21 protein-coding genes and 1 riboswitch are annotated in these 19,646 nt (G+C 62.3%); of the genes, 12 read left to right on the plus strand and 9 right to left on the minus strand.

Annotation, left to right across the window (positions count from 1 at the left end):
- Nucleotides 1-43 precede the first annotated feature (43 nt).
- Together QZ498_RS09720 and QZ498_RS09725 are read right to left on the minus strand one after the other, a co-directional pair.
- Nucleotides 44-568, minus strand: coding sequence for a peptidoglycan-binding domain-containing protein (locus tag QZ498_RS09720; protein WP_294621735.1), 525 nt, complete (start codon nt 566-568; stop codon nt 44-46).
- Nucleotides 569-602: 34 nt separating this feature from the next.
- The gene (locus QZ498_RS09725) at nt 603-989 is read right to left on the minus strand and encodes an OB-fold nucleic acid binding domain-containing protein (protein WP_294621779.1); all 387 of its coding nucleotides are present in this window, start codon (nt 987-989) and stop codon (nt 603-605) included.
- A 146-nt stretch (nt 990-1,135) separates the two neighbouring features.
- On the opposite strand from QZ498_RS09725, the gene QZ498_RS09730 reads away from it, so the two are divergent.
- The gene (locus tag QZ498_RS09730) at nt 1,136-1,459 is read left to right on the plus strand and encodes a 2Fe-2S iron-sulfur cluster-binding protein (protein ID WP_294621737.1); all 324 of its coding nucleotides are present in this window, start codon (nt 1,136-1,138) and stop codon (nt 1,457-1,459) included.
- Entirely contained in the window at nt 1,459-2,205 is a 747-nt protein-coding gene (locus tag QZ498_RS09735) for a VCBS repeat-containing protein (protein ID WP_294621740.1), read from the plus strand. The genes QZ498_RS09730 and QZ498_RS09735 overlap by 1 nt, the downstream gene beginning before the upstream one ends.
- A gap of 85 nt (nt 2,206-2,290) precedes the next feature.
- On the opposite strand, the gene QZ498_RS09740 is transcribed toward QZ498_RS09735, so the two are convergent.
- From QZ498_RS09740 to QZ498_RS09750, 3 genes are all read right to left on the minus strand, one after another.
- Complete coding sequence (locus QZ498_RS09740) at nt 2,291-3,184, minus strand: bestrophin family protein (RefSeq protein ID WP_294621742.1); 894 nt, start codon at nt 3,182-3,184, stop codon at nt 2,291-2,293.
- Nucleotides 3,181-4,446: a phosphoribosylamine--glycine ligase gene (purD, locus tag QZ498_RS09745; protein ID WP_294621744.1), complete on the minus strand. Its 1,266-nt coding sequence runs from the start codon at nt 4,444-4,446 to the stop codon at nt 3,181-3,183. The genes QZ498_RS09740 and purD overlap by 4 nt, the downstream gene beginning before the upstream one ends.
- A 183-nt stretch (nt 4,447-4,629) precedes the next feature.
- Entirely contained in the window at nt 4,630-4,983 is a 354-nt protein-coding gene (locus QZ498_RS09750; protein ID WP_294621746.1) for a hypothetical protein, read from the minus strand.
- A 97-nt stretch (nt 4,984-5,080) separates the two neighbouring features.
- Here QZ498_RS09750 and xseA point away from each other — a divergent pair, with 97 nt between their 5' ends.
- On the plus strand, nt 5,081-6,577 hold the full coding sequence (xseA, locus tag QZ498_RS09755) for an exodeoxyribonuclease VII large subunit (protein ID WP_294621781.1): 1,497 nt from the start codon (nt 5,081-5,083) through the stop codon (nt 6,575-6,577).
- Nucleotides 6,578-6,909: 332 nt separating this feature from the next.
- On the opposite strand, the gene QZ498_RS09760 is transcribed toward xseA, so the two are convergent.
- Nucleotides 6,910-7,245, minus strand: a complete 336-nt coding sequence (locus QZ498_RS09760) for a hypothetical protein (protein WP_367117638.1) — start codon at nt 7,243-7,245, stop codon at nt 6,910-6,912.
- Nucleotides 7,226-8,437 (minus strand): alkane 1-monooxygenase, encoded by a 1,212-nt coding sequence (locus QZ498_RS09765; protein WP_367117639.1) that lies wholly within the window; start codon nt 8,435-8,437, stop codon nt 7,226-7,228. The genes QZ498_RS09760 and QZ498_RS09765 overlap by 20 nt, the downstream gene beginning before the upstream one ends.
- 181 nt (nt 8,438-8,618) lie before the next feature.
- On the opposite strand from QZ498_RS09765, the gene QZ498_RS09770 reads away from it, so the two are divergent.
- The 3 genes from QZ498_RS09770 (at nt 8,619) to ftsY (ending at nt 12,443) form a co-directional block, all read left to right on the plus strand.
- Nucleotides 8,619-10,304 (plus strand): NAD(P)H-dependent oxidoreductase subunit E, encoded by a 1,686-nt coding sequence (locus tag QZ498_RS09770; protein WP_294621748.1) that lies wholly within the window; start codon nt 8,619-8,621, stop codon nt 10,302-10,304.
- A gap of 17 nt (nt 10,305-10,321) precedes the next feature.
- Nucleotides 10,322-10,924, plus strand: coding sequence for a lysoplasmalogenase (locus tag QZ498_RS09775; protein WP_294621750.1), 603 nt, complete (start codon nt 10,322-10,324; stop codon nt 10,922-10,924).
- A gap of 94 nt (nt 10,925-11,018) precedes the next feature.
- Nucleotides 11,019-12,443: a signal recognition particle-docking protein FtsY gene (gene ftsY, locus QZ498_RS09780; RefSeq protein WP_294621752.1), complete on the plus strand. Its 1,425-nt coding sequence runs from the start codon at nt 11,019-11,021 to the stop codon at nt 12,441-12,443.
- A gap of 20 nt (nt 12,444-12,463) precedes the next feature.
- Here the strand turns inward: ftsY and QZ498_RS09785 are convergent, their stop codons facing one another.
- Entirely contained in the window at nt 12,464-12,958 is a 495-nt protein-coding gene (locus tag QZ498_RS09785; protein WP_294621754.1) for an MgtC/SapB family protein, read from the minus strand.
- Nucleotides 12,959-13,024: 66 nt separating this feature from the next.
- On the opposite strand from QZ498_RS09785, the gene QZ498_RS09790 reads away from it, so the two are divergent.
- Genes QZ498_RS09790 through QZ498_RS09800 form a run of 3 tightly spaced genes read left to right on the plus strand, consistent with a single transcriptional unit; the run spans nt 13,025 to nt 15,317 of the window.
- Nucleotides 13,025-13,927, plus strand: a complete 903-nt coding sequence (locus tag QZ498_RS09790; protein ID WP_294621756.1) for an EamA family transporter — start codon at nt 13,025-13,027, stop codon at nt 13,925-13,927.
- A 14-nt stretch (nt 13,928-13,941) separates the two neighbouring features.
- A complete protein-coding gene (locus QZ498_RS09795) occupies nt 13,942-14,550 on the plus strand; it encodes an inner membrane-spanning protein YciB (protein WP_294621758.1) in 609 nt (202 codons plus the stop codon).
- Nucleotides 14,547-15,317, plus strand: a complete 771-nt coding sequence (locus QZ498_RS09800; protein WP_294621760.1) for a PhnD/SsuA/transferrin family substrate-binding protein — start codon at nt 14,547-14,549, stop codon at nt 15,315-15,317. The genes QZ498_RS09795 and QZ498_RS09800 overlap by 4 nt, the downstream gene beginning before the upstream one ends.
- Nucleotides 15,318-15,454: 137 nt before the next feature.
- On the opposite strand, the gene QZ498_RS09805 is transcribed toward QZ498_RS09800, so the two are convergent.
- Nucleotides 15,455-16,399 carry a DUF726 domain-containing protein gene (locus QZ498_RS09805; protein WP_294621762.1) on the minus strand — a complete coding sequence of 315 codons (945 nt, stop codon included), beginning with the start codon at nt 16,397-16,399 and terminating at the stop codon, nt 15,455-15,457.
- A 119-nt stretch (nt 16,400-16,518) separates the two neighbouring features.
- Nucleotides 16,519-16,596, plus strand: a riboswitch (SAM riboswitch).
- Between the two features lie 62 nt (nt 16,597-16,658).
- Here QZ498_RS09805 and metZ point away from each other — a divergent pair.
- The 3 genes from metZ (at nt 16,659) to QZ498_RS09820 (ending at nt 19,591) form a co-directional block, all read left to right on the plus strand.
- Nucleotides 16,659-17,840, plus strand: a complete 1,182-nt coding sequence (metZ, locus tag QZ498_RS09810; RefSeq protein ID WP_294621764.1) for an O-succinylhomoserine sulfhydrylase — start codon at nt 16,659-16,661, stop codon at nt 17,838-17,840.
- A gap of 400 nt (nt 17,841-18,240) precedes the next feature.
- A complete protein-coding gene (locus tag QZ498_RS09815; protein WP_294621766.1) occupies nt 18,241-18,612 on the plus strand; it encodes a choice-of-anchor L domain-containing protein in 372 nt (123 codons plus the stop codon).
- A 37-nt stretch (nt 18,613-18,649) separates the two neighbouring features.
- Nucleotides 18,650-19,591 (plus strand): Hint domain-containing protein, encoded by a 942-nt coding sequence (locus QZ498_RS09820; protein WP_294621785.1) that lies wholly within the window; start codon nt 18,650-18,652, stop codon nt 19,589-19,591.
- Nucleotides 19,592-19,646 lie beyond the last annotated feature (55 nt).

Consider the following 19,646-nt stretch of genomic DNA (forward strand, 5'->3'; position numbering starts at 1 on the left):
GGGCAGGGCGTGCGGTGCGCTTTGCGCGATGTCAAAGGGCGCGTCATTCGGTTGGGCGTTCCACCGTGGCCAGACCCAAGCGACGCGCGGCGGCCAGTGACAGGATGCCGGAATCGAGGCCTTCGGGCTTCTGGTAGGCGCGCACGGCGGTGCGGGTGCGGGCATCCATCTGCCCCGTGACAGGGCCGCGGTAGAGCCCGCGTACCTTGAGCGCACGTTGCACGGAGGCCACGAAGTCAGGCGTCTGGACACTCGCGCAGGGGGTTTCGAACCATGTCACGCGGCGTTCCTGCACGATGGCCTGCCGGGTCTCGGTCTTGTAGATCGCCGGTTCTTCCACGGTGCCGTCATTCCGGACTTGCGCGGGCTGCAACAACACCTGTTCGGTGACGGTTTCGATCACGGCCGGCGTCACATCCTTGCCCCAGCAGGTGCCGGGCGCGGCGCCCGGGGGCGCTTCTTGCAGGGTCTGGACGATCTCGGGTTCGTTCGGGCCGGTCAGGGGCAGGGAGCTTTGGCAGGCGCTCAGCACGGCCAGTAGCGGCAGAAGGACAAGGGGCGATTTCATATGCTCGGGCCTCTGTGGGCGGTTTTGCGGCATATTACCCGGTTTTGTCGTTTTGGGAAAGCGGGGCAGGTGCGGTCAGTTGGTCGAGCAGGGGGGAAATATCCTCGATCGTGTCGGCCAGCACATGGGTGACGCCCGATTGCCGCTCCACCCGGCCTGTCACACGCAAAAGCCGTCCGGCGATGACCGCCCGTCGGAAGCGTTCGTAAAGCGCGCGCCAGACCACCACGTTGACCACGCCGGTTTCATCTTCGAGCGTGAGAAAGATCACCCCCTTGGCGGTGCCGGGGCGTTGCCGCAGGATCACCAGCCCCGCCACGGTGACGCGGGCATGGTTGGGCGGCACGTGCAATTGTGCCGCCACGCAGCAGGCAGGCGGGCGGGGCCAATCCGTGGCCTTGGAGGAAGAAATCGCCTTCATCTGGAACAAAAATAGAACATCAGGCATTTGTCGCAACTGTTTTCCTCAGAAGTCGCAAATGGGGCTGGCCTGACCTATATCGCTTGGCTAGGAGTCATCCGGATTTCAAACAGATCGCCACGCAAGTTAAGGGGAGTGTGCAGCAGATGGCCAAGATCACCTATATCGAGCACAACGGGACGAAACACGAGGTCGAGGTCGCCAATGGCCTGACTGTGATGGAAGGCGCGCGGGATAACAACATTCCGGGCATCGAGGCCGATTGCGGCGGGGCCTGTGCCTGTTCCACCTGCCATGTCTATGTCGATGCGGCCTGGGTGGAAAAGCTGCCCGCGAAAGACGACATGGAAGAGGACATGTTGGATTTCGCCTATGAGCCTGATCCCGAACGCTCGCGCCTGACTTGCCAGTTGAAGGTCACGGATGAATTGGACGGTCTGGTAGTGCAGATGCCCGAAAAGCAGATCTGATGAAGGGCGGGGCGCGGCGTTTTCCGTTGCGTGGGTACCGGGCACCCGCCCGCCGCGCATGGTTGGCGCTGTGCCTTGGGCTGCTGGCGCAGGCGGCAAGCGCCCAGGTCATTACCAAGGCGGACTATGCCTCGCCCACCACGCGCTATGCGCATGGGGTCTTGGGCGACGCGGTGGAATGGGGGGCGCTGCGCCTGACCTTGGCGGATGGCCGCCGCCTGACCATGACATTGCCCGAGCATCTTGTTTTCGAGGATATAGCGCCTCGGCTGGCTGATTTGGACGGTGATGGCGCGCCCGAGGTGATCACGGTGGAGGCCAACCTGACAAAGGGCGCGCGGCTGGCCATTTACGGCTCCGAAGGCCGGATCACCGCCACACCCCATATCGGCCAGCGCAACCGCTGGCTTGCGCCAATCGGCGCGGCGGATATGGATGGCGATGGGACGATTGAGCTTGCCTATATCGACCGGCCGCATTTGGCCAAAACCCTGCGCCTTTGGCGTTACCACAAGGGCCGACTGACCGAGATCGCCACCGCGCTGGACCTCACCAACCATAAAATCGGGTGGGATCACATTCCCGGCGGAATCCGTCATTGCGCAACCGGCCCGGAGATCATCACCGCCAATGGCGATTGGTCGCGGATCATGTCGACGCGCATGTCCAGTGCAGGTCTCACATCGCGCCCGGTTGCGGACTATACCGGCCCTGACAGCCTGACCGCGGCGCTGGCTTGCCCCTAAGCCTTCTTCTGTTCAGAAATATCCCGGGGGGTGCGGGGGGCTGGCCCCCCGCCTCGGTCGGATCGCGCCAGCGATCCGAAGCCGGTCAACTCAGGTAATAGTTCTTGGGGCTCAAGCGCTCCCGCGGCTCAAGCCCCAGATGTGGTGCGATGCTGATCTCGATCGTCCGGCACATGGCATCCAGCGGCAGGCCGTTGACCGTTTCGCCAAAGGGCGTGGCCAGTTCCTCGGTCACTTCCGCGAGACCAAAAAAGACGTAAGCAATCACCGCCACGAAGGCCGGGGTCATCCAGCCTGCGGGCTCCAGCAGCGCCAGTGGCACCAGCAGGCAATAAAGATAGGTCGTGCGGAACACCAAGAGCGAATAGACATAAGGCAAGGGCGTGGTGGCGATACGCTCGCACCCGGCCTGTGCAAGCGCGATGCGCCCGGTGCGTTCGGATAACGCCTTGAGGCCGAAGCCGTCGATTTGCCCCGCCTGTTTGGCGGCGATGATCTCGTCATTGAGGCGGTTGAGCACGGCACAGGGCGGGTGGGGTGCGTCACTGAAATCCGCCTCGAGCCACTCGCGCGCCGCTGTGGGGGCGGGCAGGCCACGCAGTTGCGCGCGGTGGTGGTGGATGAAACCCAAGATCAGGCGTTGCACCGTTTCGCGGCGCGCGTCATCGTCGATAAAAAGCGCCGCTTCGCGCGCCAGTGCCCGGCTATCGGCCACCAGTTGCCCCCAAAGCTTGCGCGCCTCCCACCAGCGGTCATAGGCGGCATTGTTGCGAAAGCCCAGAAACAGCGAAAGCGCCACACCGAAGACGGCGAAGGGCGCGGCGCTGGTATGGGTGAGCGTATAAACATAGCGATCCACGGCGACCATTGCAGCGGCGATCACCGTGACCCCGATGATGCGGGGTAGAATATGCGGCAGAACCGAGCCGCGCAGCGCAAACAGAAGCTGCAGCAGCCCGGGTTTGTCGCGCAGGATCATTTCAGCGCGCGCCAGCCGATATCGCGGCGGCAAAAGCCTTGTGGCCAGTCGATTTTATCGACCATGGCATAGGCGCGGTCGCGGGCCTCTTGCAGGGTCGACCCGCGCGCGGTGACGTTCAGGACGCGCCCCCCGGTGGCGGTGATCTGGCCCTCTTTCTCGGTGGTGCCGGCGTGGAAAACCATGTTGAAGCTGTCTTCGGGGCAGCCCTCCAACCCTTTGATCACGCTGCCTTTCTCATAGCTGCCGGGATAGCCTTTGGCGGCCATCACAACGGTCATGGCGTGATCCTCGGCCCATTGGGCCTTCACCTCGGAAAGCCGCCCCTCGGCGGCGGCTTGCATGAGGTCCAAGGCCTGCGCACCCAGCCGCATCATCAGCACTTGGCATTCCGGATCGCCGAAGCGGACGTTGTATTCCACAAGGCGCGGTTGGCCGTCCTTGATCATCAGCCCGGCATAAAGCACGCCCTGATAGGGCGTGCCGCGTTCGGCCATGACGCGCAGGGTGGGGCGGATGATCTCGTCCATCGCTTTCGCGGCCACCTCATCGGTCAGGACAGGGGCGGGGGAATAGGCCCCCATGCCACCGGTGTTGGGGCCGGTGTCGCCTTCGCCGACGCGCTTGTGATCTTGTGCTGTGCCGATGGGCAGGGCGTCGGTCCCGTCACACAAGATGAAGAACGACGCCTCTTCGCCTTCCATGAATTCCTCGATCACCACTTCGGCGCCCGCGCCGCCGAAGGCCCCGCCGAACATGTCGTCGATGGCGTCCAGCGCTTGATCTTCGGTTTCGGCCACGATCACGCCTTTGCCCGCGGCCAGGCCATCGGCCTTGACCACGATAGGCGCGCCATTGGCGCGGATATGGGCGCGGGCGGCCTCGGCATCGGTGAAATGGCCGTAGCCTGCGGTGGGCGCTTGCGCCGCGTCGCAGATTTCCTTGGTGAAGCTTTTGGAGGCTTCCAGTTTCGCCGCCGCCTCAGAGGGGCCAAAGACCAAGAGCCCGGCATCGCGCAGCCGGTCGCCGACGCCTTTGGCCAAAGGGGCCTCGGGGCCGATGATGACGAAATCAATCGCATTGCCATCACAGAAATTCACCACCGCTGCACCATCCTCGATGTCCAGCGTGGCGCATTCGGCGATCTGGGCAATGCCGGCGTTGCCCGGGGCGACGATCAGCTTGTCGCACTTGGGGTTTTGCATCACCGCCCATGTCAGCGCATGTTCGCGCCCGCCGCCGCCCAGAATGAGGATGTTCATCTCCGTCTCTCCCGCCGAATTCAGTTGCCCCGTCTTCTAAAGCGTTTTGCGAAAAACCTGCAACACAGCTTTTCGCGAAACGCCTTGCAACATGCACGCATTGCAGGCGTTTCGCCTTTCTCAGAGGCCTCAAGCTCATGGCGAAACACTTTTGGGCCCTTAAGGGGGCGGCACAAGCCGGGGCTATGGCCCGTGAACCATGAGTGCGACGGTCAGCGCCTCTTTGTCGGCGCGATAAAGGGCGATGTCGGATTTAAGCCCTGCGCGCAGGGCGGCGCGGCGCGGTTTTGGCACGCGGGCGAGGTCCATCGCCTTGGTCAGCTGAGGGGTCGGGCCTTCCCTTGCAATTTCGGACAGAATCGCCGGGTGCTGGGCCGTGACATGGTCGCTGACCCGGGCGCGACGGGCGTTATAGGCCGCGTTGTGCCAGCCCGCCGTGACCGCTTGGCCGGGCAGGGCCAAGGGGTTCGGAATATGGTTGGCCTCTTGCGTGCAGGCCGCGCATATCAGCAGGGCGATGGCCGGAGCGGGTTTCATGGGGGATACTGTGCCACTGCGCGCGGCCATCGGGAAGGGCTTTTCCTTGCGCCGCGCCATGGATAGGGTGGCGGCAAGAGGATGCGAGTGGTGCCCTATGTCCGACCTGATAGATAGCCCCGTCGAGGGTGAAAACGCCCCGGAATTTTCTGTTTCCGAGCTGTCTGGCGCGGTGAAGCGCGCGATTGAGGGCGGCTTTTCCCATGTTCGGGTGCGCGGCGAGGTGGGCCGGGTCAGCCGCCCACGCTCGGGTCATGTTTATATGGACCTCAAGGATGATCGTGCGGTTTTGGCCGGGGTGATCTGGAAAGGCATCGCCTCGCGCTTGGCCGTGCAGCCCGAGGAGGGCATGGAGGTCGTTGCCACCGGGCGTTTGACCACTTTCCCGGGGCAATCGCGCTATCAGATCGTGATCGAGGATATCAAACCCGCCGGGGTTGGCGCGCTGATGGCGATGCTGGAGGCGCGCAAGAAGGCATTGGCCGGTGAGGGGCTTTTCGCACCCGAACGCAAGCGGGCCTTGCCGTTCTTGCCCGAGGTGATCGGGGTTGTGACCTCGCCGTCCGGCGCGGTGATCCGCGATATCCTGCACCGTTTGCGGGATCGGTTCCCGCGCAAGGTGCTGATCTGGCCGGTGGCGGTGCAGGGCGAGAAATGCGCGCCCGAGGTGACCCGCGCGATAGAAGGCTTCAATGCGCTGACGCCGGGGGGGGCGTTGCCCCGGCCCGATTTGCTGATCGTGGCGCGCGGTGGTGGCTCCATCGAGGACTTGTGGGGGTTTAACGAGGAATCGGTGGTGCGGGCGGCTGCCGCCTCGGAAATTCCGCTGATTTCGGCGGTGGGGCACGAAACCGATACCACGTTGATTGATTACGCTTCTGACAAGCGCGCGCCGACGCCCACGGCGGCGGCGGAACTGGCGGTGCCGGTGCGGCTGGATCTGTTGGCGTGGCTGGATAATCAGGATGCGCGGTTGACCCATGCCCTGACCCAAGGGGTGGCCAACCGGGGGCAACGCCTGCGCGATCTGTCGCGCGCCTTGCCGCGGGTGGAAACGCTAGTGGAAGGGCCGCGGCAGCGGTTGGATGCCTGGAGTGACAGGTTGCCCGCCGCGCTGATCCGGGGGGTGCAGATGCGGCGGGTGAAACTCTCCGAGGCGGCGGGTGCCTTGCGGCCGGGGCTTTTGCGGCGCGGTGTGGACGGCGACCGGCGGCGGTTGGACAATACAGCCGCGCGGCTGAACCTGCACACCCTGCGCCGCGATATCGAAGGCAAACGTCGCGATCTGGATGGTTTGACGCGGCGGTTTTCCGAGGCGGCCACCCGGCAGCAACGCGGCTGGCGAGATCGGTTGGAGGGGCTTGACCGGCTGCGTGAAACGCTTGGATACAAGGCGACGCTGAAGCGCGGTTATGCCGTGGTGCGCGGTGACGGGGATGTTGTCACGACCAAGGCCAAGGCGGCCAAGGCGCGCGCCTTGGCGATCGAGTTTGCCGATGGGGTTTTGGACGTGGGCCAAGGGGCCGCGCCCAAGCCAGCGCGCAAGCCCGCCAAGCCAAAAGACAGCCCGCCGGATCAGGGCAGCTTGTTCTAGGGTCCGTGGACAATCATCAACCGCCACCAGCGCGAGACGGATTTTGCACAGCGCCAGGCGCTTTGACCGCCGCGATGTGGGTCATCGCAAGGGCGAAGCAACGCAGCGGTGGGCAAAATCCGCTGCGCCCCCAAGGGGTTTCGCCAAAATCGCCCATTTCTGCGTCATTCGAGCTTGAATTAGCCCGCTAGTCCTGCGCTCAAATTCCTTGAACTGAGCGATTTTGGACTGAAACTGGTGGTGGTTGATGATTGTCCACGGACCCTAACCGACGCGCGGGCAAGGATTTTCGAAAATCCTTGGCCCAAGCGGTTTCGAAACCGCTTGCGCGCTTAAACGCCCACCTTTGGCCCTGGGCATTCCAGCGGCTCATCGCTTTGGCGGACCTCGTAAAGCTCCGTCGCCTGCGGGTCGTTTTCGTAGCGCGCGATCAGGCCATTGGGGCCTTGCAGGAAGCTCCAGCATTGCGGCTCGGGGCGGTCTTCGTAGGTAAAACAGATCAACCCGCCCTCATCGGTGAACCAGCGCCCCTCCTTGCAGTCGCCATCTAGAAAAGACCAACGCACATAGCGGCCGCTGAGGTATTCCTCGGCCCCGTAAGGCGCGCCGCCATTGCCATAGTAGAAGGTTTTGCCGGTGGTATAGGCCTCAAACTCTTCCGCTGTCATCGGTCGGTCCGCCGCCCATGTCGGGCCGGAGGTCATCGTTATCAGGCACAGGATCAGGATGCGGGTGGTCATGCGCCCAGTTTGTCACAGCCTTGGGCACGATGCCACCGGCGCGGGCGTGGGCCAGAACGGCGGGCGGAATATCGCGGGCGCGCGGCGCTTGGGGGGCCACGGTCCAACCCGGTTGCCAATCCTCGCAGAGCGGGTCCATCACCCGACGCCAGAGCGGGGGGATGGTGGCAAGGCAGGCCATGACAGGCAGAGAATAGGGCAGCGTTGGCATGCGTTCCGTGTCCAGTTGCAGGGCGGGGTAGGGACGATTGGGGCTGACGTGGTGATCCGAGTGGCGCGGGGCGTTGACCATCATCGCCGAGGAATACCACTCGGGCGCATTCCAAGAGTGTCGTGGACCGACCGGTTCCAATCGGCCATCGGCCATGACCGCGCGGCGCAATCCGTAATGTTGCACGTAGTCGGCCATCAGGATTTGGATTTGCGCGTAAATCGCCATGAAAAGCAGGGCTGCGATGCCCTTGCCCCCAAGTGACAGGCCAGCGATGGCGATCAGGCCCGCGGCCCCGACCGTATAGATTGCGAAAGGGTGCGAAAGGGTGATGTGGCCGCGTCTGAGGCGGGTCTCGGCCTCGAATGACTGGCGGAATGACCGCCACCAGGCGCGTGGCGCATAGCGCCAGAAGCCCATGCCTTTCCTGGGGCTGTTGGGGTCTTTTTCGCTGCCGACATGAACGTGGTGAATGAGCATATGGGCGCTGGCGTGATGCCCCATCAGGACAGAGGTATAGATCAGCCGCCCCATCAGGCGCATGGCGCGTGGCGGGCGGTGGATGAGTTCATGAGCGACGGGATGGGAGATTTGCCCGAAAAGCAGCGCGGCGGTAATCGCGACCAGCGCGCGTTCAACGAACGACAGGCCGCTTGGCCCGGCAACGGCCCATAGCGCCATGGCCAAAAGGGCAAAATGAGCAAGGCCAAGGACAACCAGAAGGCGGTCGGCGGCGGGAAATTCAGCCTCGGGGTCGGCGTTTTCGGCTTCGCGCGCGGCCAGCTTGTCCATCACGAAAACCAGTACCGTGATATAGCCAAGCGCGGCCCAGCCCCATGGCCCGCCGTATAAGGCGGCCAGTGCAATCAAGCCCACAGGGGCAAGCGTGGCGAAGGCGAAAAGACCCATGATGTCATCCCGGTTTGGATTGCAGTACACTACAAAAGGTAAATCCGGCCTTGCCGAGGCAGGACAGGGGGAATTTTGCGGCGGCTGAAACGCTTACGGCTGTCTCAGTGTCGCTTTTGACCACGCATTGGCGGGGATGGGGCGCTATCCCACCGCCAAGGATCATCAGGGGACGACGCGCATGGCACTGGATGAACGCAAGGGCGTGTGGAAATCGGGCAAGGGCAAGGGGCGGCATACGCCCAAGGGCCGGCAGCTTGAAGATCAGGCATGGGACGAGGTGCGCGCGCTTTTGGGCGACGGGCCGCGGCGGCGTGACCTGTTGATCGAATATCTGCACCTGATTCAGGACAAGTTCGGCCATCTGTCGGCAGCGCATCTGCGCGCCTTGGCCGAGGAACTGCGCATCGCACAGGCCGAGGTTTATGAGGTCGCCACCTTCTATGCGCATTTCGACGTGGTGAAAGAAGGCGAGACTCCGCCGCCTGCGCTGACCATCCGGGTTTGCGATTCCCTGTCGTGCGAACTGGCCGGCGCGCAGCAGTTGAAGGCCGCGCTTGAGGATGGGTTGGACCCTGCGGAGGTCCGTGTGCTGCGCGCGCCTTGCATGGGCCGCTGTGACACTGCGCCGGTTCTGGAACTGGGGCACAAGCATATCGACCATGCCACACCGGACAAGGTGAAAGCGGCGATTGCCGCGAATGACACACAGGCGGAAATCCCGGAATATCAATCGCTTGTGGATTATCGTTCAAGTGGTGGTTACGAAAAACTGACCGAGCTGCGGGAGGGCGGCGATTTTGACGCTGTCCAAGAGGAATTGCTGGACGCGGGCCTGCGTGGGCTTGGCGGCGCTGGATTCCCTTCGGGGCGCAAATGGGGTTTCGTGCGGGCCGAGGCCGGGCCGCGCTACTTGGCCGTGAATGGCGACGAGGGCGAGCCGGGCACCTTCAAGGACCGCTTTTACCTTGAACGGCAACCCCATGTTTTCCTTGAAGGAATGTTGATCGCGGCCTGGGCCGTCGAGGCGGAAACCTGCTTTATCTACATGCGCGATGAATATCCCGCAGTTTTGAAAATCCTTGCCGATGAGATCGCCGCCCTTGAAGAGGCCGGGATCGTGGCAAAGGGGTATATCGACCTGCGCCGTGGCGCGGGGGCCTATATCTGTGGCGAAGAAAGCGCGATGATCGAGTCGATCGAGGGCAAACGCGGCCTGCCGCGGCACCGCCCGCCTTTCGTGGCGCAGGTGGGGATTTTCAACCGCCCGACCCTCGTGAACAACGTCGAGACGCTGTATTGGGTCACCCGTGTCTTGCGCGAGGGCAAGGAAATCCTGTCGGGTGTCGAAAAGAACGGCCGCAAGGGCCTGCGCTCTTACTCGGTGTCGGGGCGGGTAAAGAACCCCGGTGTGCATCTGTTGCCCGCCGGGTCGACCATCACCGATATCATCGAAGCCGCCGGTGGCATGTTGGAAGGGCACAGTTTCAAGGCCTATCAGCCGGGCGGTCCGTCCTCGGGGCTGCTGCCCGCGTCGCTGAACGATGTGCCGCTGGATTTCGATACGCTGCAACCGCATGGCACCTTTATCGGCTCAGCGGCGGTTGTCATCCTGTCGGATCAGGACAGCGCCAAGGAGGCAGCGCTCAACATGCTGCGGTTCTTCGAGGATGAAAGCTGTGGCCAATGCACGCCGTGCCGGGCGGGCTGTGAAAAGGCGGTGAAGCTGATGCAGGCCGATGCTTGGGATCAGCCGCTTCTGGAAGAGCTGTGTCAGGCCATGGCGGATGCGTCGATCTGTGGTTTGGGGCAGGCCGCGCCCAACCCGATTCGCCTGACGATGAAGCACTTCCCCGACGAAGTTTGACTTTGGTTGCAGCAGGAGTGGCAGGGGCTGCGGCCCTTGCCTATGGGCTGTGGTATTGCCACCGCGCCCCTTCGCTTTTGCGCAGTGTGATCAAAACCCTTCCTTTGGCGGTGATGGCCGGGCTGGCCTTTTTCGCGGCGGCACCTTTGGTCTTGGTCGCAGGGTTTGCGCTGTCCGCCCTTGGCGATCTGGCCCTGTCGCGGCGCGGGGAGGCGGCGTTTTTGACGGGCCTTGTCGGTTTTGCCGCCGCGCATATCGCCTTTATCTGGGTTTTCGCCGGGATGGCGCAGGGGGCGCTGCCGCTTGTGCCTGCGGTGATCCTGCTTATCTATGCGGCAAGTAGCGAGCTTTGGCTTGCCCCTCATACCGGCACACTACGCTGGCCAGTGCGGGGCTACGTGGCCCTGATCGCCGGGATGGGGCTGATGGCGCTGATGCTGCCTGTGGGCTATGGGATCGTGACTTTGGGGGCTGTGCTATTTATTGCCTCCGATACCCTGCTTGCCGTTCAGATGTTCCGCATGGCCGCAGATCACCCGCTTCAGCGGGTGGTTTCGGTGGCGCTCTGGGCGCTTTACATTGCTGCGCAGGGGCTGATCCTCTGGGGCTTTACCAGCTGACTGGGGGCAAGCCTTTCAAATCCCCATGATCCGCAGTAAAGCGGAACACGGTTGACCGGTTTTCGGCAGGTCACATCAACCCAGCGGAGGACGCATGGCGTTTTTCAAGAAGTTAAAAGAACGGTTGTTCAAATCCTCGTCCAAGATCGAGGATGGTTTGGATGCGATTGTCGAGGAGGGCGGCGAGGAGGAGCTTGCCGAGCCCCCTGAGCCGACACCTGAGCCAGATCCGGAACCGACACCAGAGCCCGCCCCCCAACCGGAACCAACCCCGGAACCGGAGCCCGCGCCCGAACCAGAGCCCGCGCCCGAACCAGAGCCTGCGCCCGAACCAGAGCCCGAACCCGAGCCTGAGCCAGTACCGCAACCCAAACCGGAGCCTTTCCCAGAGCCGACCCCGGAACCTGAACCCACGCCGGTCCAGCCTCCGGAGACCGAGCCAGACCCCGAGTCGCCCCCGCAGGAGGTGCCACCCACACCCAGCGAGGTGCCGCCCTCGGCCCCTGTGGAACTGCCTGATGAGGCACCGCAGGAAGCGCCTGTCTATTCTGACCCAACGCCAAGCCCGACACCGATTGAAATCCCGTCCGACACGCCGTTCGAGACTCGCGCCGAGGCCCCGCAGAAACCCGGTTTCCTTGGCCGTCTTCTGGGCCGCGGTGAGGCCAAGAAAACCGTTACCCGCCGGGTGCTGGACGACGATATGCTGGAGCAGCTCGAAGAGCTGCTGATCACCGCAGATATGGGCGTCGATACCGCCCTGCGCGTCACCGCCAACATGGCCGAAGGGCGCATGGGCAAGAAGCTGTCGACACAGGAAATCAAGGAACTTCTGGCGCAGGAGATTGCCCGCATCATGGAGCCCGTGGCGCGGCCCATGCCGATCTATCCCAAAACCCCGCAGGTGGTTTTGGTGGTGGGCGTCAACGGCTCGGGCAAGACCACGACCATTGGCAAACTGGCCAGTCAGTTCAAGGCAGCGGGCAAACAGGTGGTGATTGCCGCCGGTGATACCTTCCGCGCCGCCGCGGTTGAGCAGCTTCAGGTTTGGGGCGATCGCGCCGGGGTGCCGGTTCTGACCGCGCCCGAAGGCTCGGACCCGGCCAGCCTTGCTTTTGATGCGATGACCAAGGCACAGGCCGAGGGCGCGGACCTGTTGATGATCGACACCGCCGGGCGCTTGCAGAACCGCCAAGACCTTATGGAAGAACTGGCCAAGATCGTGCGCGTGATCCGCAAGAAGGACGAAAGCGCACCGCATAACACCCTTTTGGTGCTGGATGCGACCACCGGGCAGAATGCCTTGTCACAGGTCGAGACCTTCCAGAAGCTGTCGGATGTCTCTGGGCTTGTGATGACCAAGCTGGACGGCACAGCGCGTGGCGGGGTTCTTGTGGCGCTGGCTGACAAGTTCGGCTTGCCCATTCACGCCATCGGGGTGGGGGAGCAGATCGACGATCTGGCCCCCTTCGACCCCGAGGAGTTCGCCGCGGCCCTCACCGGCCTGGAAGCGGGATGACAGGTACGCTGCGAAGCGCTCTATTGCGTGCCCATCCATTTTTCCAGAAGGCGCAAGACGTAGAGCACCACAAGCACGATGCCCGTGGCCATGGCCGCGAGCGGCATTTGACCCGCACCGCAGGCCAGCCCGATCGCGCCCGCCAGCCACATCGAGGCACCCGTGGTGATGTTGTGCACCTCGCCGCGCGAGGTAAAGATGATACCTGCCGCCAGAAATGCCACGCCGGCTGTCACCGCCTCGATCAGGCGCAGGGGATCGACGCGCAGCGCATCTTCGGCGCCGAAGGGCAGGGCGGCCAGTTGTTGACTGATCAGAATGAATAGGCAGGCGGCCATGGAGACCAGCATATGGGTTCGCAGGCCCGCCGGTTTCTGCCGGCGTTCACGTTCGGCCCCGATGACCGCGCCCAGCACCAGGGCCGCCGTAAGGCGCGTTCCGGCAATGATCGGCGGTACGGCTGAGAAGGTGCCGGAAAGCTCATCTGCTATGATATCGAAGGCGTATTCGTACATAGGTCTGCCTCTATTGTCTTCGGGAAAGCCTAGCACGGTCCTGCCATGCTCCGCGAGGGGGCGGGGATGAGCGATTGGCTGATTTCGCTGGAAGGTACAGAGGCCGGGCATCACCTAGCCCTTGCCTTGGCGCTGATGGCCGCACTTCTACATGCGGTTTTCGGCGCGATGCAGAAGGGGCGCTATGACCCTTGGTTGATGCGTGGGGCAATTGACGGGGCTTATGGGCTGATGGCCGCGCCTTTGGCGTTGTTTGTCGTTCCATGGCCCGGGGTGCATATGTGGCCCATTTTCGCAGGGGTTTTCGTGATCCATCTGGCCTACAAGGTCTTGCAGGCCATGGCCTATACGCGCGGTGCCTACACGGTGGTTTACCCGGTGGTGCGCGGCACCGGGCCGCTGTTTACCGTGATTGGCGCGTACCTTTTGTTCAACGAGACTTTCACGCCGGTGCAATGGCTGGGCGTTGGGGTGCTCTTGGCCGGGATTTATGGGCTCGCCGTCTATAACCTGCGCCATTACCCATTGGACCGCGAAACCCTGCCTGCCGCGCTTGGGCTGGCGGTTCTGACCGGCCTTTTCGTGGCGCTTTATACCACTTATGACGCCTATGGCATTCGCGCGGCGTCGGACCCATTTACCTTTCTGGCATGGTTTTTCTTTGTCGACGGTTTGGTAATGCCGGTCGTGGCTTATATCAAATGGCGAAATATGCCCGTGTCGCCGAGGCTTGCGCCGCTTTTGCTGCGCGGTTGGATCGGCGGCGTGGTCGCCTTTGGCTCATTCGGGGCGGTGATGCTGGCCACACGGTTGGACAAGGTGGGCGAGGCCGCCGTGCTGCGCGAAACCTCGACGGTTTTCGCGGCACTCATCGGCTGGTTGGCACTGAAAGAAACGGTGGGGCCGCGCCGGATTGCATTGATGGCATTGATCGCGGCGGGGGCTGTGATAGTTGAGGTGGGCGGATAAATGGCGAGGACCAGATGAGCGAGCAAAAGACCAACCCGATGATCAAGACGGTGCTGGAGTTCGGCCCGATCCTTGCGTTTTTCGTGGCCTACCTTTGGCTCAAGGACGATATCTTTACCATCGGCGGGCGGGATTATGACGGGTTCATCGTGGTCACCGCCGGGTTCATCCCCGTGTTCCTGCTGGCCATGGGGGCGCTTTGGGCGCTCACCGGCCATTTGTCGAAAATGCAGGTGGTAACCGCCGTGCTGATCGTGGTCTTTGGCGGGATGAGCGTGTGGTTCAACGACCCGCGGTTTTTCAAGATGAAGCCGACGATCATTTACCTTCTCTTTGGCGGGGTCTTGGGCTTTGGCCTGATGCGCGGCACTTCCTACATGCAATCGCTGATGGATGGGGTCATGCCGCTGACCGATGAAGGCTGGATGATCCTGACCAAGCGGATTTGTTATTTCTTTCTTGGGCTTGCACTGTTGAATGAAATCGTCTGGCGCAGCATGAGCGAGGAGATTTGGGTCTATTTCAAAACCTTCGGCCTGACCGCCGCGATCTTCCTTTTCTTCATGACGCAAGGGGCGTTGTTCCGCGACTACAGCACCGATCAGGGCGAGGGCGAGGAATGATCGCCAACCTGATGATGTACGCCCGCCCAGAAACCGAGGCGGCGACCATCCGGTTTTGGGCCTTGATCCGCGACGGGCTGAGAGATCACGGGATCGCCGCCCCCGAGAGTTTGGCACAAGAGGCCGGGGAGTTCGAGGTTTGGACCGCCCCTGACTTGGTCCTCAGCCAGACCTGTGGGATGCCTTATCGGCTTTGGCTGCACGATCGGGTGGCCCTTGTGGGCACCCCGGATTACGGGCTGGAGGGCTGTGCGCCGGGGCATTATCGCAGTGCTGTTGTCGTGCGCGCCGATGATGCACGCCAGACGCCGGGCGATTATCGCGAGGCGCTGTTTGCCTATAATCAGACATTCTCGCATTCGGGCTATGCCGCACCCTATGCGCTTTGCTTGCAGCATGGGTTCTGGTTTGAAAACCGGGTGCAGACCCACGGGCATCGCATGTCGGCGCAGGCCGTGGCCGAAGGGCGGGCGGATATCGCCGCGTTGGACGGGGTCACATGGCGTTTGATGCAAGAGCACGAAGACCTACACAAGCGGTTGCGCGTGCTCTGCTGGACCGAGGAAAGCCCCGGCCTGCCGCTGATTACGGCGCAGGGTGACAGGGTGCAAACTGTGCGCGATTCTGTTCTTCAAGCTATTGATAAGATGAATGAAAATGACCGGGGGGTGTTGGGCTTGCGTGGCTTGGTTGATATCCCGAAGGCGGCCTATCTTTCGGTGCCCAACCCGCCGGAAAGCGCGGGCGCAAGGCCAAGACCGTTTTGATCAAAGCTGTTTAGAGGAGTGGCTTCGCCACGCTGGTTTGAGCGCGCTGACGCGCGCCGAACAGGGGCGCTGCCCCTGCGTTGAAAATCACGGATTTTCAACGTTCCCCGGAGTATTTGGAGAAAGGTGAAACGGGTTTAGAGCGGCGTTTGAGGGCGGGCCATGGCCCCCTCGGGCGCGGTCCAGCCCGTTGGCCATATTCGCGACCAGCGTGGGTCGCAGCCCTTGGGCAGGGCGGCGCGCAGCTGTACCAGGGGCAGGTTATCGGGCTGCCGCAAGAGCGCGCGGTAGAGCGGAAAGACCCCTTGACGGATGTAGGACGACCAATGGCAGACTCGGCCACCCGGCGGGGCGATCTCGAACCCGGCCCCGCGCAAGACCCGTAAAGTCTCGCGGTGATCCAGTTGCAAGGTCAGGGTATTGGCGGCCTGCGGCATCCCATGGGCCAGCGTCCAGTCGCCATGGGTTGGCGGGGTGACAAGGCGCTCCAGCAGGAAATCGAACAGGTCGTTCTCGCGGCTGGTGACATTGATGATCTCGGCGTTGTTTCCGGCGGGGCTTTGCAGAGCCTCCCGTGCTGTCTGGCCGTAATCGGCACCCGACAGCAGGATAACCCGGCCCACCCCAGCCGTTGTGACATGGGGCAGTGCGGTCAGCGCCACCCTTGCGCCCAAGGAATGGGCCAGAAGGTGCACGGGCCGGTCAGGGGCCAGCCGTGCGATCATCCCGATCAACTCGGCCAAGGCGCGGCCCGCCTGTGCCGCCCGCCCATAGGCCCCCCAGATTGTGCCGCGCGCGGACCACCCAAAGCCGATGGCCAAGCCCTCGTTCGCGGCCTGCCCGGAAAACCCAAGGCCGCGCGGCCAGCTGACAGCCTTGACGCAGTCACGCTTGGGGCTGAGCGACAGAATGTGGCGGTGCGGGCAGGTCTGGCGGTTGGTCGGGTCGAACTTGTAACCGTGGATCATGATGACGATCGGGCCGGTGCTTTCCAACCCCTGCCTCAGGGCTGGGGCAAGCGCGCCGGGGCTGGCGTGAAGTCTTGGCCCGTCTGGCGTGGCATTGATCTGCAAAACTGCCATGGTTCCACCCATCAACCGCTAGATGTTGTGGTTAGCGGATAGCCAAGCCCTACGACAGTTCCTTGAAGGCTTTGTTAAAGCTGCGTGACGGTGTTGACGGGTCACACGGCAAAGGCTAATGCGAAACCCGTGGCGATTTGTGACCGGATTGCGGGCCACGTTAAACATTCCGCTAAAGAGGCGAAGCATGAGGAAACCCCTTTCGCTTGGCCGCGATCGGGGTTTTTTTATGGGCGGGCGAGCCCTGCTGGAGGACGACATGAGCGACAATTGGAAGAAACGCACCAGCGCTGTGCATGGCGGTACCAAACGCAGCCAATGGGGCGAGGTGAGCGAGGCGATTTTTCTCACCCAAGGGTTTGTTTATGACAGCGCGGAGGCGGCGGCGGCGCGGTTCGAGAGCGCCGGCCCGGATGAATACATCTATGCGCGCTACGGCAACCCGACGGTGGCCATGTTCGAAGAACGTATCGCGGGCCTTGAAGGGGCGGAGGATGGTTTTGCCACGGCCTCGGGGATGGCGGCGGTGTCGGGCGCTTTGATGTCGATGCTGAAGGCGGGGGACCATGTGGTGGCCGCACGGGCGCTTTTCGGGTCCTGCCTTTACGTGTTGGAAGAGGTGCTAACCCGTTATGGCGTCGAGGTTTCTTTTGTCGATGGCACGGATCTGGATGAGTGGCGCGCGGCCATTCGCGACGACACGGTTCTGGTGTTTTTCGAGACCATCGCCAACCCGACGCTCGACGTCGTGAACCTGCCCGAGGTCGCCAAGCTGGCCCATGCCAAGGGCGCCAAGGTGGTGGTGGACAATGTATTTGCCACGCCGGTCTTTTCGCGGGCGATCGAGCAGGGGGCCGATGTGGTCGTCTACTCGGCCACCAAGCATATCGACGGGCAGGGGCGCGCGCTTGGCGGTGTGATCTTGGGGAGCCAAGACTATATCCGGAAAACCGTTGAGCCTTACATGAAGCATACTGGCGGGTCGATGTCGCCCTTTACCGCTTGGGTGATGCTCAAGGGCTTGGAAACAATGGATCTTCGCGTCCGGGCGCAGGCCGCGACGGCGACCGCGCTGACCGAGGCGCTGCAGGGGCATGAAAAACTGGCGCGGGTGCTTTACCCCGGCCACGAAAGCCATGTGCAGTTTGCTCTGGCGCAAGAGATCATGGGCGCGGGCGGGACCGTTGTGGCGCTTGATCTGGCGGCTGGGCAGGAGGCGGCGTTCCGCTTTCTGAACGCGCTGAAAATTGTGGTGATTTCCAACAACTTGGGAGATGCGAAATCCATTGCGACCCACCCGGCCACCACGACGCACCAACGGCTTCCCGACGATCAGAAGCAGGCGCTTGGCATCACGCCGGGGCTGATCCGGTTGAGCCTCGGGATCGAGGATACCCAAGACCTGATCGGGGATGTTCTGGGGGCCCTGGACGCGGTTTGAGCCTTTTGGCATCGAATCGGGGCCAAGCCATTGAGTTAACGCCAGAAACCCCTGTCTGCATCGCGTCGGTATCACGTCGGTATCGCGTCGGTATTTTTTACCGAAACCCGGCGGGTTAACAGGGCGTGCGGTGGGTTTTGTACGAAACGTACGCGGGTTTCGTACGTTTCGGCAAAATGACGGCCCTTGGCCCTTACCACCGATAACCGACCTGCAACGCACGGCGCGCGCCTCGGGACTGACGGGGCAATCGATCCCTGTCGGCGGCCCACATTGATTTCGTAGAATCTTCGTAAAACCCTCGGCGCTTTCTTGCAAAAAAGCGCTTTTGCAAAAGCTGCTCTCAACTCTGATGACGTTCAATGCGGCCACCCTGACGTCATGACGGAATGGAGCACGCATGCCTGTCGCATCGGAATTGCCGATTGATACGAACGTCACGGCAGATGACATGGCAAATGAAATGTTCGGTAGCGGCATCACGATTGTCTCGGCCAGCTACACCGGACATGCCAATGCCTCTGGTAAATATTCGGATGGCGACGCAGTTGCTCCGGGCTTAACACCGTCTGATACAGGTGTGATTTTGTTTACCGGGAACGCCGCGAGTATCACCAACAGTTCAGGTGATGCCAATGTCTCGGCCGGGACCACGGCAAATCATGCATTGGCCGGCGATTCCGATCTTGATGCAATTTCGGGCCAAACGACCTTCGACGCTTCGCTGTTCGAGGCCACATTCGTTCCGGAAGGCAGCACTTTGAGCATGTGACAGTAATCTGCTGATCGCAGGGGAATCTTTGCAGACTGTGGTGATTGCCGGGGATGACGATATTTCGGTCCGCGCAGGTCGTGAGGAAGAATTCGACCTGTTGGCGAATGATGTCAGCACCACCGGCAGCACCTTGACCATCACGGAAATCAATGGCCAACCGGTTTCGGTCGGCGATACTGTAACGCTGACGACAGGTGAGCAAATCACCTTGACCGACACCGGCATGGTGCTTGCGGACACGGATGGTGATCTGGGAACCAATACGTTTACTTACACCGTCGAGGACGAAGACGGAAATGCAGACGTCGGGCTGGTCAACCTGACGACGACGGTGCCTTGTTTCACGACGGATACCTTGATCGAAACGTCCCAAGGGCCCGTGCCGGTCCAACAGTTGCGGCCAGGAGATCTGGTCATGACGGTTGATCACGGTCCGCAGCCGCTCAGGTGGATCGGCTCCCGCAGGCTTGAGCGGGCAGAGCTAAGCGCCAATCCACATCTAAAGCCAGTCAGAATTGCCATCAACGCACTTGCACCCGGCCGTCCCAATCACGATCTGATGGTATCACCGCAACACAGGGTGATGCTCAGCTCGAAAATTGCGCACCGCATGTTTGGCTGTGCAGAGGTGCTGGTCGCGGCGAAGAAGCTGCTGACCCATGAGGGGGTGAGCGTGGTGGAAAACACCCCTGACGGGGTCGAATACGTCCACATCCTGTTTGAAGACCATCAAGTTGTGTATTCGAATGGTATGCCGACGGAGAGCCTGCTTGTTGGGCCAGAGGTTTCAAAAGCTCTGCCGCCGGACGCAATTGCTGAAATCCGAGAGATTTTCCCACGCTTCAAGGTGGCCGAATGTGAGTGCACCCCCGCGAGAAGACTTGTCAGAAAGGCCCGGAAAATCGACCAACTCGTTCTGCGGCATTTGAAGAATGCAAGGAGCCTGTTTGAAAACGTACCCATTCAGGACCTTTGAACTGTCCCGGGTTTGTCGAAGAAACTCCGGGCCGCTCATAGTGCTGTTTCCACGT

This window comes from uncultured Roseovarius sp. (assembly GCF_913057115.1).
Lineage (GTDB): Bacteria > Pseudomonadota > Alphaproteobacteria > Rhodobacterales > Rhodobacteraceae > Roseovarius.